Here is a 13,041-nt window from a genome sequence, read left to right as displayed (position 1 = left end):
CGCGTGACGGGATGCAAGCCGGGAACGCTGCGGGCGGTGACGCGGTCACACCGCCGCTTTCCGCAGCCCCGCCCCGCGCGTGCATCCTCAGGGCACGACGGCGCGGATCTGTACCACGTTGCCCTCCGGGTCGTGCCCATCCAGGTGCAGCTGATCGCGCCAGCGCCACGCCGAGGCGAGCGGCTTGAACGCGCCGCCGCACGCCTCGGCGGCGGCGCGGGCATGCTCCAGGCTCTCCACCAGGAACGAACACTTCAGCGGTGTCCTGGTCCTGATGTGGAGCGGGACCGGCTCGGCAGCGGGCGTCGCGGCGCAGGCCGTGTGCACCACCGCGATCTCGTAGTGCGCGTTTCCCACCACCACGAACGCTTCGTCCTGGTCCACCGGTTGCAGCGACAGCGTGCGCCTGTAGAAGTCGGCGACACGCCGGATGTCGCTGGCGTAGATCACGGTCAACGCATGAATGGGCGCGGATGGGGTCATGGGGTCGGCTCCGGCTCGAAGGGGTGGTCCGGCAGCGCCTGCCCGCACCAGGGGCAAAAATGCGCAAACGCGTACTTGTCATCGATCAGCCAGCATGCGTCTTCGCCCCTGAACATCTCGAAGGAAAAGCGGACGTCGGCGTCCGGATGCGTGATGGCGCGATACATTGTGACGCAACAGTACTTGCTGAAGCGTTCGCGATGCGCGACGCGCTCCGGGAATTCCTCGTCCAGCCAGTCCTCGCGCCACTGCTGGCATGCGGTGCAGTCCTCGACATGCGCTGCCGCCTCGAACGACACGCGATCCGGAAAGTGCTCCGCTTCCACTTCGATCACGCCCAGGACCATCATCATCCGCTCGGGCGTCTCGTCCAGGCGTGGACGCAGGCGCACCATGATCTGCCTGGCGTGCTGGCAGGTGGCGTCGGCGGCCGCAGGCGACGTGGAGGTCATGGCTCGGCCGCCTTCGCCAGCCAGTGCACCAGCGCCGCCGGTGGAGTGAGCCGCAGGGCGCGTTCGGTGTTGCCGCGGTCGGGCGGCACCCCCTCGACCGTGACGACGCGCCTGTCCCGCTCGGCCCCTGGCCCTTGCGCATCCAGTTGCCGCACCGCGTCCTCCATCGCCGTCGGCCGGAGGTCGAACTCGGCCGCCCAGGCCGCATCGCGCAGCGTGTGATCCACCGCCGGACGCTGCGCGAAGTAACGGTGCACCTCCGCGAAGCAGCCCTCGCCGAAGAGCGCGTAAGGCGAATCGGCGTAGAACCCTTTCAGCGCCTCGTCGCTGTCCAGGCCTTGCCGTTGCGTTTCCGCCGACAGCGCCTGCCACGACCAGGCCGACAGGAACGGCGCACGGGCTTCCCCGGTGGCGATGAGCGCGGTGTAGGAGACGTCTTGCGCATGCTCCCGGAACAGCGCCTCCACCGCCTGGCGCGCCGCCTGCGCGATCGCCGCGGAGCGCGCTTGCTGGTTGGGAGGCGACGCGTTCATGAGGACATATGGTAGCGCTTGGCACTGCGGTCGGGCCGCACCAGCCAGGCGCCCGCTCTGCGCGGGTGGGAGAGGCTAGACGTCATCCGATTCCGATGGCCTACGACGGAAAGCACTCGCCATCCAGCCGATCCCGAACAGCAGCAGCGCCGGGCCAACGCCGAACCCCAACAGGTGGGGCCTGTACTGGGGCTGCCGATCGACGAAGGTGTTGTAGAGAACCCACACGAGGATCGCCATGCCGATGGCAGCGGACATCAATCCGAACAGGACCTGCGGCACGGCCAGCGCCCGGCAGGCGATCCGTAGCAACCGATTGGACGACGGGGCGTTGCGGCATTCCGCCGCCAGATCGCGTCCGTAGAGAATCGACAGGACCAGGCCGACCGGAATGCCCAACCCGAACCACCCGCTGAGGCGCAGCAACGGGAACGACAGGAGCAAGACCGACAGCCAGAGGATGAAGTGACGCGCAGTCTTGGACATCGGGCGGAAACCTGCGTTGGCCCCGCCGCGAACGGTGGGCGTGAGCGATCTGGCGGGGACTGCGACGCCCGCACATTAGCGGCCGCCACGCGCAATGACAACGTGGGGGAGCGAGGACGTGCACGCGGCCGGCATCGCGCACCCGGTCGACCGATGCAAGCGCGTCCAGATTGGCTCAAACTACCGAGTCGGACCTGTGGAGTGATCGAGATGCAGAGAGCCTGGCTGCTCGCCCTGTTGGCGCTGTCGGCGGCCGCGCACGCCGCGCCGAACGACGAAGAAGCGGCGACCTGCCGCAATGGTGCATTCGCCCGGTCCCCGGCCAGGTTCGCGCTGGCCCAGGTCGCGGTGCCGCGGCTGTATCTGCTCGACGACAGCAATGGCTGCCCTGGCAAGGGCGAGGCCGTGTGCCGGCAGCGCGCCTACGTGGTCAAGGGCGATGTGCTGGTGCTGGCACAGCACCGCGGCGGCTACGCCTGCGCGTTCTACCCCAACAAGGTCGGCGGCAGCGCCGGCTGGGTCGCGCAGTCCAGCGTGCAGCCGTTGCCGAGCGCGGCCGCGCCGCGGTCGGAGGCCTGGCACGGCCAGTGGCACGACGGCGACAACCAGCTGCAGTTGACCGCCAACGGCGACGGCACCGTCACCGTCAACGGCGATGCCTACTGGCCCAGCGCCAACCCCGATCCGGAGCAGGCGCCCGGCGGCCCGCACCTCGGCGCCGTCACCGCGCGCAACCTGCCGGAAGGCAATCGGCTCGAGGTCCGCGACGAGGACTGCAAGGTGCGCCTGCAACTGCTCGGCGATCTGCTGGTGGTCGCGGACAACCTGCAGTGCGGCGGGCTCAATGTCAGCTTCAGCGGGGTGTACCGGCGGGCGCCGGCGGCGCGGCGCTGAGACCGCGGAGCGGTCCGGGTCCCGGGGCAGACGAAACCTCGGAACCCGGTCGCCGTGTTGCATCGGACCCCGCAACGGCCAAGGGCGATGCCGCCTTCTCAACCCACCGGGTAGACACCGGCCGACCCATCCAGGACGAACTGGGCGTTGCCGGCCTCGCACCAGGCTTCCAACTCCGTCTTGAGCACCGGCCACAACTCGCGCGCCCAGTCGGGAGCGCACTGGGCCCAGGCGTGCTGCGTGGGAAAATAGACCGTCGGCACGCCCATGGGAAAGTCGAGGACGAACTCGCCGCCCGGCCCGATGCAAACCAGTTCTTCTTTCCAGCGCGGCTTGAACTGAAACAGGGTCATCGCGTCATCCGCTCCCATGCGGCCGCTCAGGACCTGCGCGATGCTCGCCGAGCCGTAGGGAGATGGTCAACGGGTCATGCGTTTTTGCCTGCGGCAGGATGCTGGCACCCTTGGTCTGGCGAGAGGAAGCGTGGCATTGGACGCTTGCGGGACACGGCGCGCATGGGAACAGTCGCGCTGTCCGGTCCCGCCGGGCAGCGCCTGGCGCGGCGCCGGGGCCGTTCGGTTGTCGCCCCGTGGGGGCGAGAGGATGCGGCTGCGATGGCCTGCGACGCCACCCGCCGGCGCGGCGCAGGGCGTGGAACTGTATGCCTGGGGTGCGGCGGGATCGCCCCTACTGGCATCCCTCGATGTACTGAATCGCCTTCGCCGTGCCCGCATAGAACAGGGTGACCGCCTGCCCGTCGGTCTCGAAGCGGATGCCGTCGTTGCCGTCGGCGGACTGCACGGTCAGGTAGTGGCCGGCGGGTCCGGTGTAGGCATGCGGTTCCTCGACCAGTTTGTCGCCATAGCGGCGTTTGACGTCGGCCTCGGCCGTTCCGACGCCCACGCCCGCGGCGGTTTCGACGCCTGACGCGGACACGTCGATGCGCGCCAGGCGATGGTCGAGCATCATCAGGCGCACGGCGTCGGGAAGTCCGTGGCCGGACGCGTAGTAGCAGCCACCCGTTTCCGCCTCCGGGGCGACGTGGGTCAGCGGAGCACCCAGCGCATGGGCCAGCGCCTGCTCGCTCATGCCGATGCGGGCCTTCCCGAGGGAGGTGAAGTCCAGCCGCTGCGCGTCGGCGCGCGCCGCCGATCCCTGCGTGGCCGCCAATGCCGCAAGCGCTATCAACTTGAACATGATGCTGTACCGGGTGGGGCGTTCGGGCGCGTCGTGGGCCGCGGTCGGCGGGGTGCGGTCCGCGCCAGCGCGATGCATCGCACCGGCACCTACCTGTTCCCTGGTGCATTACGCGCCGCCCGCCTTTCCCGCGGCTTTCAGCGCACGCCGCTAATGGAACACCACCGCCGCGCCGGTGGCCAGGCTGGCACGGCAAGCCTCGCGCAGCACCACGCAGCAGAAGCTCTCGATGCCGTACTGCTCCCAGCGCGCCTCGCCCTCGCCCTGGTCTTCGCATGCCTCCCACAGCGCCTCCGACTGCGCGTGGAGCTCGTCGGGCACGCCGAGCACGGCGGCCAGCCGCTCCAGTTCGGCCAGCACGCGCGGGACCGATCCGAGCATCCCACCCGGAATCTCCTCGTCGTCGGCGAACAGCACCTTCGGGAAGTCCTGCGGCAGATAGAAGCCTTCCGCATCGCTATGCACGATCAGGTGATCGAAGCGGCGGGCGAAGCGCGGCCGCTTCCCGAACAGGCGTTGCGCCAGCCCCGGCCGCTTGCCCTGAACGTCCTCGAAGTACGCCTCCAATACCGGGTCCTGCGCGCTGCCCGCACCGCCCGGCGACGGCAACGGCAAGCCGGCGTCCAGGTGCGCCGCGATGCGGCGCAGGTAGCGCAGGCCGGAGTAGCCATACATCTGGCTGCTCCAGGTGGCGCACGCCGACGGCTCCACGTGCGGCGGCAGCCCATGCCGCGCGAGCACGCGCGCCACACCGGCGAACAGCTGATCGAGGTCGTCTGCAGCCTCCGGATCGTCTTGCCGGAGGGACGCGCCAAAGCCGACCGATAGATCCAACCCCATGTCATCTCCTGTTCGTCCGGCAGGGCTGCGGGAGTGCAGGGCCTACCGGATCGGTTGCCATCGCACGAATGCATCCGCCAATAGCCTGGACCAGGTCCAGGCGGCGGTCCAGCGTTGCGTCAGCGCGCGCCGCGGACCGGCTTGGCCGTGCGCGCCGGCGCCTGGTCGCACTGGAATCCATACGACCGAAACGCCGCCACCTCGTCCGGCGGCATGTGCTTGAACAGGACGCAGACGGTAAAGCTGCCGTATTGCTTGCCACCGCGACGGTAGCCCCAATCGGTGATGTCCGCGCGCTTGAAGTGCACGGTCTGCCCGAGCTGCACATTGCGCACGGTCTCCGGCACGTTGGCCAGCACGCCGCTGAAGTCCTTTGCGTTCTGCTGGAACGGGATCACCCACATATGCTCGTCGCCGTTCGGGTCGGAGAACTTCACCTTCAGCTTGAAGGTGTCGGCGCCGCTGGGCGGATCGCGGGCCAGGGCAAGGAAATCGTCCAGGGACGCCTGCGCCTGCGCGATCGCCCGGTTCATCTCGCTGTCGTCGTTGCGTACGTGTGTGACCCGGTCCTGCGGCAGCGACTGCGCGGCGGCGAAGGCGGGCGCGAGAGCCAGGACGGCGAGAACGCTGAGACGCATGAAAGCTCCTTGGGTCGTGTGGATTGGTGGAACGGAAATCGATCGTCGAGGGATGGCGGTCCATGGCGTCCGCCGGGGCGCGCACCACGTCCCACCCGGACGTTCGCACTCCATCAGGAGTATGCCGCGCTGTACGGCTGGCTCGCAGGCGGCATGGAACCATGGTGCGGGCGACGATCGGATCAAGCGAACGTCGCGCCACGCGGCATCGCGTGGACCGAGACCGGACCGGATCCACCCGCAACGCACCGCGCAATCAGCCGCCAGCGCGAAGCAGCAACGGATTCCGCGTGGCGAAGCTGTCCTGCGCCGGCATTTCACCGGCGAAGAAACCCTCGAATACGCACTGGAACCGATCCCGCAGCTCATGGACTTGCTCGGCGGACATCGCCTCGAACGCGAACCGATCGTTCGGGTCGACGTGGCAGCCGAACAACAGGAGGCCGTAGCTGAAAATGCGAAACAGCGGCCATGCGACCTCGCGGCGGAAGTCGCCGGCGGCCGCGAGGTCGTACAGCGCCTTTTCGAGCAGCCAATACTCGTCCCAGTCCCACATCGCCTCCTCGTGGAGGCGACCGACGAACGATCGGTCGTGGTACCCGGCGTGGCCGGCGGAGTTTCGTGCGAGGACTACGTCGGCGTCGGCCATGTCACGTCCGAATCGGGGGGCATCGTGGATCTTCCCGTCTGGGCCGATCCGTTACGGCCATTCTCCATAGGTCCTGTCCACGGTCGCATGCTGCAAACGGCCATTCTGCACGTGATACGTGACCTTGTAGCCGTGCGGAACGAACATGAAGGTGCCGGCGTAGACCGTGCACACGATGTCCTGCGGCGAACGCTGCGTGCACCGGTTCTCCACGGAGTACGGGTACTCCCCGTACACGATGGCGGAACCGACCATATGCGTGTTCATGGACGCCTCGAGATCGGCTGGCGATGGGAGGGTCCCCCGTGGCAGCCCCTGATAACCAGCGTCTAGGGCCAGCACGGTTACCGCATCGCTGCACGCGCAGGTGGGAGGCGAGTAGCCGAGGAAGAATGCACCAGCGAGCACCGTGGCGCAGGCTGTCGCTGAGATGGCGATGATCCTTTTCATATAGCTCCTGATTCCGCAATCAAGCGACGCCCAGAAAGGGCGTCGACTTGAAGGGCTTGTTGTATCGAGCATACCAAAGGTCAGGTGTCGGATGACCCGCGCGGCCGCGCGCATTCGTTCACTGGACAGCATTTGTGGTCCGCCGACATCGCATACGTGGGCTTTCCCGACAAGTCGTCCTGGTTCTGACCCGGTGCGACGCGGATCCTGCGACCGGAACCTCTGTTCCACGGCGATGGCATAGGCAAGCAGCGGACGGGCGCCATCCGCGAGAAGCGAACGGGTCTCCACCGATATCAATAGAGCGATAGCCCAGCGTCGGCGATCTTTCCGATCGGCATGAATGCCAAGGCCCCGCATTGGCCCGGGTTGGCGCCGGCATAAGCCGCCGCCGTCACGATCCCATACGCGGTGTTTCCGGAATATACCGGTCCTCCGCTATCGCCGGCAAAGCATGCCAGGTTGTCGCCGACGGCGACGGTGAATGAGGCTTCATCGCAATCTTGGCCATTGCATGTGCCAGGCGGAAAGTCGTACCGCGTAGCCGACACCACGCCGCAGGAGTTCCCGGTGTTGACACCGCGATGGCAGATCCGTCCGCCGACGCTTGGCGTGCCGGCAAAGAGAATGGACAGACCCGACCCTTCACTGGTCCCGGCGCCATAAATTTCCCCAAGGGCCGAGTATCCGACCGACGGGAAGCTATGCCACTGAAGATCGTGCTTGGCGTCCCATAGCTCTCCTTCCTTCTTCAATATCGCGGTGATCTGGCTTCCGCTGTCGAACGCCTGCCAGTTGTAGTACACCATGTCGTCCGGACAGTGGCCGGCCGTGACAATGCCGATCTTGGACGTTGCCCTGTGCCGGACCATGAATCCGCCGGTACAGACGTTTCCGTTGGATCCCTGCAGGATGGAACCGCCCCTCAGATACGCCGCCGGGCGCATTGGGCCGGCAAGGAAGTCGATGCGCACGGGCGCCTGAATAACGCGGCGTAGCGACGCAATCTCGCTGGAGTAGGCATTCTTGTCGCCACTGCCGGACTGGACGTGAAGCACGATCTCGCCAGTGCGCTCGTCCACGAAGATGCCTTGCAACCCGGGAACGGTCTTATACAGTTCCTGGCGATGCTCCTTGACGATCTTCCAAAGCTCCTCGATGGTATTGGGTGCGCCGGTTTTGATGACGACAGGAACCTCTCCAGACGCCGTCGTCACCTTGGCGGCGGGAACGTCCTGATCCCCCTTCAACCGAATCACGAACCTGAGTTCGGGCTCGTCTTCCCAATATGCGCCAGCCAAGCGATCCTTGTACTGTGCGACCAGATGGGCGACCTGCCCTTGCGACGCGTGCTGCAGATTGATCCGCCTCGCAGCTTCCTGGTCCGACAGCATGGCGCTTTCCGCGTAAGACCTGGCTTCGAGACTTCCCGCCTTCACGCCAGGCGTTTGCGCCGCGATCGCGAAGGGCGCGGTCAATAAGGCGGCCATTAGAAATTTTGAAGTCGTCCTCATCTTCAATCTCCTAGATTCCCCCCCGCGCGGCAGTTTTTAGCAAGCGGCGACTTGGACGGTCAAGCCATGTCCAGGCGGGCGCGGTGACAGGCGGCATATGACGAAGCCGTAGTGCCGCTACTCGTAACCGCGGCCCGCCCACAGGAACATTGCCAAACGCGCCCATGGGTTCGAGGATTTCGGTCCAGGCCGCGCGCCGAAGTCCGAGTCCTCCGCCCACGCGATCGCGCCTTCCAAGAAGGACGCGATCGCGTTGTTCGCCCACTCGCCCTGCACGCCATCCCGTGTCACCGCGGCGCCATCGGCGGCCTGGCGATCCGCCAGAAGCGCGCGGGCGAAGGCGAGGAAGGATGCTTCGTCGTGCACGGCCTGCAGTGTTGTTGCAAGGGTATCGTTCGTAGGCATTGGGATCTTGAGGTAGGCCCCGACTGTGCTGCGGGGCGGCATCGACAGGAAGCTATGCTGAGCCGCGGAGCCGTACTGGTATGGCGCAGCAGCGGCCAGCGGCATCGGACAAGGCGGCGTCAGATCGACGCCTCCGGTAGGCGTGACCCCAGTCCTTCGCTCAGGATGTGCTGTACCAACTCGAATCCGAGCACGGACATCGCAGGGTAGCGGGCAGACTCTTCCGCCGACAACATCCGAATGAACGTGTCGCCCTCGTGCAACTCGCCGGCGATATGGAACGTCAGCAAGTCCCTGGCTTCGCTGGAAAGCGCCTCGTGGCCGATGATCTTCAGTGCCCGTTCTTGATCTTCTTGGTTCCGGTGAACAGCACCTTGATCTCCTTGTCCCCGTCGCGCATGGGCAATGGCCGCGCATGCCCTGCGCGATATTCGGGGACCGGTGCGCATCGTTCCAGCACGCAGAACGCGAACACATTGCGGTAGTCGCCCCGAGGCGCCCACACGACCTGGCAAAGCGCGTACGCGCTCGTGCCCAGCGGGATCGAGAAGACATCACCCGCCTTGTACCTCTCCACCATTCGAGCCAACCTCTCCTACGTGCAACATGTCTTGCGCCCGGCCTTGCTCATGCATTGGGTCTGGATGCGGGCTTGCAGACGGAGATGCTCCCGACATCCGGGCCGATCATCAGCAAGGAAATCCACCATCGACTGCAGTGCCGGGCAAACCGCATCGCCACGCGGACGCGCATTGCGTCTGCCGCACACGCCCTGCACCGTGCGGCAGTCTAGCGTTCGTCGGCGGACGTGGGATACCACGCCTCCAGTCCGACGATGGATTGATGTGCCTTTGAGGCCGGGCCGCAGTTGCCCAACGTGTCGTTGTCGTAGTTGACGCTGATGGTGCAATAGAACTGCGTAGCGATCGGCCTGGTCTCATAGCGCACTTGCAGCAGCGGGACCTTGTCTGGCCCACATAGCACTGCCCAGGCCTCGCCTGGAACTGCCTTCCCGTCGACACGCCTCGTCATGACGTAGCGACCTTGCGAAAATCGCAAAGACAGCACACCTGAGTAAAGAGCTTCACTCCCAGGCACCTTGCCGATGACCGCGTAGGCGCGATCCAACGACAGAGGCCTGTACTCGTCGAACGTCTTCGTACAAATGGTCTGAGACTGTGGTGGCGGTGGCGGCGCGGGGTGCGCTGCAGACTGTAGCAAGAAGACGAAAGGAATCATCTGTGTTCCTGGATGCGTGTTTACTCCTGGCGCGAACTTCAGTAGTGCGCGCGCACCTGCTTCAACTCACAGCCTAAAATATTCTCAAGTAGAGCCACCTGACCGGGCGGAAGGTTCTCTGAAGTGTTGGGGTTGTAGATGCTCAGCTCAAATCGAGCGAACGCCGTCGGCCAATCGAAGCCTAGCGCTGTGAACAGCATCGTGGTGCCGCAACACGGCATCTGAACCTCCAGTTTCGCTGCGGGAACGTCTTCCAGAGCGGTTGCAATTTCGTCCCAGAGCAGAGTCCCTGCATCCGTCTCAGAGAAGATGTGAAGCTTGGTGCGAGTCCCGCATGCGGGACAGATGATCGCTTCCAGGTTCTCGCCGCAGTCTATGAACTCGACGTTCTCATACACGTCCGCTTCGCACATCTCACCATCGGGAAGCAGCTTTTCAAGCATACGCACCGCGGGCTCATGCGTCTCTACAGGAGGGATATGCGTTGAACTTGCGGGAACGATCCTTAGCACATCGTCGGACATGGCGGATCTGCAGGCGGAGGTTGGCGGTTGAAAAATCCGACCCGGAATTGATCCGAACTCGGGCAGATTGTTTTTTCTAGGAACAGGAAACGCCTTTCCGGCAGTCCTGTGCCGTGCTGCAGGACACTGGAACTCATCCGCCCGGATTGCGTCACGGATCGGTTCCGCTTACGAGTACGAACTGACCTTCGTGGATCCATAGGACGCGATGGAACCTACAACCCCGGCGCAACCCGCGATGAAAAGACCGGGGGCCAAGCCGGGCGAATGCAACTGTAGGTAAGCGAACGCCGGCAGCGCGACTGCACAGGCGAACACATACAGGGCGACCCTGCGGCCACGCAGAAGCAGCCACATGCCAAGGGCAAGCGCGATGCTGGGCGACATCCAGCTCAGGTAGGCCAGTGCGCCCATGTCCCCATCGCGGAACTGCCCGAACAGCGTCGGTGCGAGCATCGCCGTTAGCAGCACCTGAGGACACACGAGAAGCAGTGCGGCGATCGTCATCCAGCGTTGAGACGATGACGCAGCGGTGGCGGCCGTGGAGGCACGCGCCTGGTTCGCCAGGTCCGCGCTGAAGTTTTGCACCGGCACCTCCGTCTCGGAGCCATTGACCACATCGGCATCCCGTACTGGAATGTTGGGCCAACCAGTGAGCAGACCCGACTTCCATAGCCAAAGCCCATACGAAAGGAACACGAGCGTCAACACAACGGTCGGCACGTTGATACTTTTCCTGGTTCCGAATTCGGCCAGATACATCACCAGGTACATGGCAAAGAAGACCGCTGCCAGCCTGCGTCGGAAAACCAGGAGCACGCCAGCTAGCGCCAGTAGAAATGGCAGCACCAGTTTGTGGGCCACCGCGCCCGGTGCTACCCCGTACTCAACCATAGCGCGGCGTACGACCATGCAGACACCGAGAAACTGCAGAACGCAGAGCGCCGCAATGATCAGGGAAAGAGCAGTGTGGTCCTTCCCGCGTGCCGCTTGAGAGCCATCTTTGCTGCTGTGCCCAGGCACTTGATACGGGTTTTCCATGGATTTCGAGCTGGCCTTTTGCGTGAAGTGAGCCGCTATCTGCGACCAAGCGTGAAGACTACGGCAAAGCGAGGACAAGGCTGCATGTCAGGTGCAAGCTGCGCGCTCGCGATTGCCCCTGGAAGTGCAGATCAAGAACGAAGGCTAGAGTGCATGTCTAAAAGTACGCTGCGTCTCCCCTGCTTGCCCGAGTCAATCACGCAACTCTTTCTTGTCAACCTCGCACCATGAAGCCGGCTACCGCTTGACCGAAGTATTGAGATTGTCCATATCCGAGAAGATCAACCATGGCTTGCCTGGTGCACGATGCAGGGTAAGGGTGAACTTACCTATGTCTCCAGGTGCCTCCCCGTAGCCGTACGCACCGATGATGTAGCCGAGATGATCCTCCGCGGAAAAGCCGAGCGCGCGCAGGCGTAGCGGACCGCCGCTGCTACCTTCGTACGCTGCTTGAATGGCCGCCCGACCTCGGATGGGAGGATGCCCGCTTTGCAGCACAAATCCATCTTCTGCGAACAATGCAGCCAGGGCACCCGCGTCGCCCTTGCGCCATGCGCGTTCGTAGTCCCGTAGCACCCGATCGAGCTCGGGCGGCAAAGCGATGGTGGAGAGCTCGGCTGGCTTGGCTTCTTCTTTGAAGTCCTGCCCACGCAATCGCAATGTGGTCAGTAGGAGGCCGAATGCCAGGAGGGCAATGATCGAGCGGCTCATGTATCTCAGTCCTTTTGAGGCCGTTGGTAGTAACAGAACGCTGGTATGTGGCGGAACGGTTGCCCGACATGCAAGCCGCATTCGCGGTGGGGATCGCTGACACCGTGAGTCGCCGAGGGTGGCACGACGATCCTCGGCCAGTGGCTGCGCGGCGTCAAGAATAGACGGCAACGGTCAGATCGACTTCTCCTGAGGTGGGACCAACGCCGTCCTTGCCGGCGCCCGTTCCGGCTCGAACAGAGGATGGCGCAAGCGCGCGATCCGCACTTGGCCAGAACCGCACCAGAATCGCGAGGTCGTCCGGGTGCCAGCTTGGTGCCTTGCCGCGAGACAGGCCGAACATCACCACGCACCGTCGCATTCGCCCTGATCGCCGCTGCGAACACGCTGACGGAAAGGCACCGCTCTGCCACTTGGTTCGGAGGACTGCGTCAAGCCGGCGCGGCAGACCTGGTCCGCGGCCAGAGTGCCCCACTTCAGCGCGCAGCGATCTCACGCCATTGCAGAAGCCTGTCGGCTGCCCGCTCGGCCTCCTCGCGCCTGTGTGGAATGCCCATCTGTTGCTCGCTGATCTGGAGAAGATGGCGAACCAGCGTGGCACGATCTGTGCCCCTCCACAGCAGACTGCAGATCGGCTCGACATAGCCGTCGTACTCATCGCGCGCGCTCGGACTCCCGGCAACGCCGATGGGATCCCATATGTAATGCAGCACCTCGCAGACCGCGCGGCGCAAGACAATCAGGTCATCGCAGCCGCGCGCCGACCCAATGCCGCGTCGCCGGGCGTAGTTCAGCAGGCCTTGCAACAGCACGTCGTCCTCGATGTAGAACATTTCGCGGCAAGGCGACTCGGGCTTTACGGCGTTCATCATCAACTGGCCGAGACGTAGGTCCGGGTCGCGCTCCCAGACCTCCTTCAACGCGGCGAGCACTTCATCGATTCTTGCCGGATCTCTCATTTGTGCTCCTTTGCCGGGAAGTGGGG

Annotated in this window: 21 protein-coding genes; 1 reads left to right on the top strand and 20 read right to left on the bottom strand. The window is 64.8% G+C overall.

Annotated features, from left to right (window positions below; genetic code table 11):
- Positions 1–87 precede the first annotated feature (87 nt).
- The 4 genes from AB3X07_RS00460 to AB3X07_RS00445 form a co-directional block, all read right to left on the bottom strand.
- Positions 88–483: a VOC family protein gene (locus tag AB3X07_RS00460; RefSeq protein WP_369941753.1), complete on the bottom strand. Its 396-nt coding sequence runs from the start codon at positions 481–483 to the stop codon at positions 88–90.
- Positions 480–935: a hypothetical protein gene (locus AB3X07_RS00455; RefSeq protein ID WP_369941751.1), complete on the bottom strand. Its 456-nt coding sequence runs from the start codon at positions 933–935 to the stop codon at positions 480–482. Before AB3X07_RS00455 ends, AB3X07_RS00460 begins: the two co-directional genes overlap by 4 nt.
- Positions 932–1,468: a DUF4303 domain-containing protein gene (locus AB3X07_RS00450; protein WP_369941749.1), complete on the bottom strand. Its 537-nt coding sequence runs from the start codon at positions 1,466–1,468 to the stop codon at positions 932–934. The genes AB3X07_RS00455 and AB3X07_RS00450 overlap by 4 nt, the downstream gene beginning before the upstream one ends.
- 75 nt (positions 1,469–1,543) lie before the next feature.
- A complete protein-coding gene (locus AB3X07_RS00445; RefSeq protein ID WP_369941747.1) occupies positions 1,544–1,954 on the bottom strand; it encodes a hypothetical protein in 411 nt (136 codons plus the stop codon).
- Positions 1,955–2,164: 210 nt separating this feature from the next.
- On the opposite strand from AB3X07_RS00445, the gene AB3X07_RS00440 reads away from it, so the two are divergent.
- The gene (locus tag AB3X07_RS00440; protein WP_369941745.1) at positions 2,165–2,848 is read left to right on the top strand and encodes a hypothetical protein; all 684 of its coding nucleotides are present in this window, start codon (positions 2,165–2,167) and stop codon (positions 2,846–2,848) included.
- 98 nt (positions 2,849–2,946) lie between these two features.
- Here AB3X07_RS00440 and AB3X07_RS00435 read toward each other — a convergent pair whose 3' ends face one another.
- From AB3X07_RS00435 to AB3X07_RS00360, 16 genes are all read right to left on the bottom strand, one after another.
- On the bottom strand, positions 2,947–3,201 hold the full coding sequence (locus tag AB3X07_RS00435; RefSeq protein WP_369941743.1) for a hypothetical protein: 255 nt from the start codon (positions 3,199–3,201) through the stop codon (positions 2,947–2,949).
- A gap of 334 nt (positions 3,202–3,535) precedes the next feature.
- The gene (locus AB3X07_RS00430) at positions 3,536–4,123 is read right to left on the bottom strand and encodes a hypothetical protein (RefSeq protein ID WP_369941741.1); all 588 of its coding nucleotides are present in this window, start codon (positions 4,121–4,123) and stop codon (positions 3,536–3,538) included.
- A gap of 72 nt (positions 4,124–4,195) precedes the next feature.
- The gene (locus AB3X07_RS00425) at positions 4,196–4,885 is read right to left on the bottom strand and encodes a hypothetical protein (RefSeq protein WP_369941739.1); all 690 of its coding nucleotides are present in this window, start codon (positions 4,883–4,885) and stop codon (positions 4,196–4,198) included.
- A 119-nt stretch (positions 4,886–5,004) separates the two neighbouring features.
- Positions 5,005–5,523 carry a YegJ family protein gene (locus AB3X07_RS00420; protein WP_369941738.1) on the bottom strand — a complete coding sequence of 173 codons (519 nt, stop codon included), beginning with the start codon at positions 5,521–5,523 and terminating at the stop codon, positions 5,005–5,007.
- Positions 5,524–5,779: 256 nt separating this feature from the next.
- Complete coding sequence (locus tag AB3X07_RS00415; protein WP_369941736.1) at positions 5,780–6,172, bottom strand: hypothetical protein; 393 nt, start codon at positions 6,170–6,172, stop codon at positions 5,780–5,782.
- A gap of 51 nt (positions 6,173–6,223) precedes the next feature.
- Entirely contained in the window at positions 6,224–6,439 is a 216-nt protein-coding gene (locus AB3X07_RS00410; protein WP_369941734.1) for a hypothetical protein, read from the bottom strand.
- A gap of 479 nt (positions 6,440–6,918) precedes the next feature.
- Positions 6,919–8,136, bottom strand: coding sequence for a S1 family peptidase (locus AB3X07_RS00405; RefSeq protein WP_369941732.1), 1,218 nt, complete (start codon positions 8,134–8,136; stop codon positions 6,919–6,921).
- 117 nt (positions 8,137–8,253) lie between these two features.
- Positions 8,254–8,646, bottom strand: a complete 393-nt coding sequence (locus AB3X07_RS00400; RefSeq protein WP_369941731.1) for a hypothetical protein — start codon at positions 8,644–8,646, stop codon at positions 8,254–8,256.
- 14 nt (positions 8,647–8,660) lie between these two features.
- A complete protein-coding gene (locus AB3X07_RS00395; protein WP_369941728.1) occupies positions 8,661–8,831 on the bottom strand; it encodes a hypothetical protein in 171 nt (56 codons plus the stop codon).
- Between the two features lie 41 nt (positions 8,832–8,872).
- A complete protein-coding gene (locus AB3X07_RS00390) occupies positions 8,873–9,121 on the bottom strand; it encodes a hypothetical protein (RefSeq protein ID WP_369941726.1) in 249 nt (82 codons plus the stop codon).
- Between the two features lie 209 nt (positions 9,122–9,330).
- On the bottom strand, positions 9,331–9,780 hold the full coding sequence (locus AB3X07_RS00385; protein WP_369941724.1) for a hypothetical protein: 450 nt from the start codon (positions 9,778–9,780) through the stop codon (positions 9,331–9,333).
- A gap of 38 nt (positions 9,781–9,818) precedes the next feature.
- Positions 9,819–10,304: a hypothetical protein gene (locus AB3X07_RS00380; protein ID WP_369941723.1), complete on the bottom strand. Its 486-nt coding sequence runs from the start codon at positions 10,302–10,304 to the stop codon at positions 9,819–9,821.
- 168 nt (positions 10,305–10,472) lie between these two features.
- Positions 10,473–11,345 (bottom strand): hypothetical protein, encoded by an 873-nt coding sequence (locus tag AB3X07_RS00375; RefSeq protein ID WP_369941721.1) that lies wholly within the window; start codon positions 11,343–11,345, stop codon positions 10,473–10,475.
- Positions 11,346–11,582: 237 nt separating this feature from the next.
- Entirely contained in the window at positions 11,583–12,056 is a 474-nt protein-coding gene (locus AB3X07_RS00370) for a YybH family protein (RefSeq protein WP_369941719.1), read from the bottom strand.
- 154 nt (positions 12,057–12,210) lie between these two features.
- A complete protein-coding gene (locus AB3X07_RS00365) occupies positions 12,211–12,399 on the bottom strand; it encodes a hypothetical protein (protein ID WP_369941716.1) in 189 nt (62 codons plus the stop codon).
- Positions 12,400–12,532: 133 nt separating this feature from the next.
- Complete coding sequence (locus tag AB3X07_RS00360; protein WP_369941715.1) at positions 12,533–13,015, bottom strand: hypothetical protein; 483 nt, start codon at positions 13,013–13,015, stop codon at positions 12,533–12,535.
- Positions 13,016–13,041: the final 26 nt, after the last annotated feature.

This window comes from Xanthomonas sp. DAR 35659 (assembly GCF_041242975.1).
GTDB lineage: Bacteria > Pseudomonadota > Gammaproteobacteria > Xanthomonadales > Xanthomonadaceae > Xanthomonas_A > Xanthomonas_A medicagonis.
Note: the sequence above shows the minus strand (reverse complement) of the source record. Positions and strands in the feature narration are given on the sequence as shown.

Bases quoted from the DNA above. Each gene is read 5' to 3' on its own strand.
- AB3X07_RS00450 (WP_369941749.1), bottom strand. From the start codon at position 1,468: ATGAACGCGTCGCCTCCCAACCAGCAAGCGCGCTCCGCGGCGATCGCG.
- AB3X07_RS00430 (WP_369941741.1), bottom strand. From the start codon at position 4,123: ATGCATCGCGCTGGCGCGGACCGCACCCCGCCGACCGCGGCCCACGAC.
- AB3X07_RS00435 (WP_369941743.1), bottom strand. From the start codon at position 3,201: ATGACCCTGTTTCAGTTCAAGCCGCGCTGGAAAGAAGAACTGGTTTGC.
- AB3X07_RS00440 (WP_369941745.1), top strand. From the start codon at position 2,165: ATGCAGAGAGCCTGGCTGCTCGCCCTGTTGGCGCTGTCGGCGGCCGCG.
- AB3X07_RS00400 (WP_369941731.1), bottom strand. From the start codon at position 8,646: ATGCCGCTGGCCGCTGCTGCGCCATACCAGTACGGCTCCGCGGCTCAG.
- AB3X07_RS00405 (WP_369941732.1), bottom strand. From the start codon at position 8,136: ATGAGGACGACTTCAAAATTTCTAATGGCCGCCTTATTGACCGCGCCC.
- AB3X07_RS00370 (WP_369941719.1), bottom strand. From the start codon at position 12,056: ATGAGCCGCTCGATCATTGCCCTCCTGGCATTCGGCCTCCTACTGACC.
- AB3X07_RS00445 (WP_369941747.1), bottom strand. From the start codon at position 1,954: ATGTCCAAGACTGCGCGTCACTTCATCCTCTGGCTGTCGGTCTTGCTC.
- AB3X07_RS00460 (WP_369941753.1), bottom strand. From the start codon at position 483: ATGACCCCATCCGCGCCCATTCATGCGTTGACCGTGATCTACGCCAGC.
- AB3X07_RS00365 (WP_369941716.1), bottom strand. From the start codon at position 12,399: ATGTTCGGCCTGTCTCGCGGCAAGGCACCAAGCTGGCACCCGGACGAC.
- AB3X07_RS00420 (WP_369941738.1), bottom strand. From the start codon at position 5,523: ATGCGTCTCAGCGTTCTCGCCGTCCTGGCTCTCGCGCCCGCCTTCGCC.
- AB3X07_RS00390 (WP_369941726.1), bottom strand. From the start codon at position 9,121: ATGGTGGAGAGGTACAAGGCGGGTGATGTCTTCTCGATCCCGCTGGGC.
- AB3X07_RS00410 (WP_369941734.1), bottom strand. From the start codon at position 6,439: ATGAACACGCATATGGTCGGTTCCGCCATCGTGTACGGGGAGTACCCG.
- AB3X07_RS00425 (WP_369941739.1), bottom strand. From the start codon at position 4,885: ATGGGGTTGGATCTATCGGTCGGCTTTGGCGCGTCCCTCCGGCAAGAC.
- AB3X07_RS00455 (WP_369941751.1), bottom strand. From the start codon at position 935: ATGACCTCCACGTCGCCTGCGGCCGCCGACGCCACCTGCCAGCACGCC.
- AB3X07_RS00415 (WP_369941736.1), bottom strand. From the start codon at position 6,172: ATGGCCGACGCCGACGTAGTCCTCGCACGAAACTCCGCCGGCCACGCC.
- AB3X07_RS00375 (WP_369941721.1), bottom strand. From the start codon at position 11,345: ATGGAAAACCCGTATCAAGTGCCTGGGCACAGCAGCAAAGATGGCTCT.
- AB3X07_RS00385 (WP_369941724.1), bottom strand. From the start codon at position 9,780: ATGATTCCTTTCGTCTTCTTGCTACAGTCTGCAGCGCACCCCGCGCCG.
- AB3X07_RS00380 (WP_369941723.1), bottom strand. From the start codon at position 10,304: ATGTCCGACGATGTGCTAAGGATCGTTCCCGCAAGTTCAACGCATATC.
- AB3X07_RS00360 (WP_369941715.1), bottom strand. From the start codon at position 13,015: ATGAGAGATCCGGCAAGAATCGATGAAGTGCTCGCCGCGTTGAAGGAG.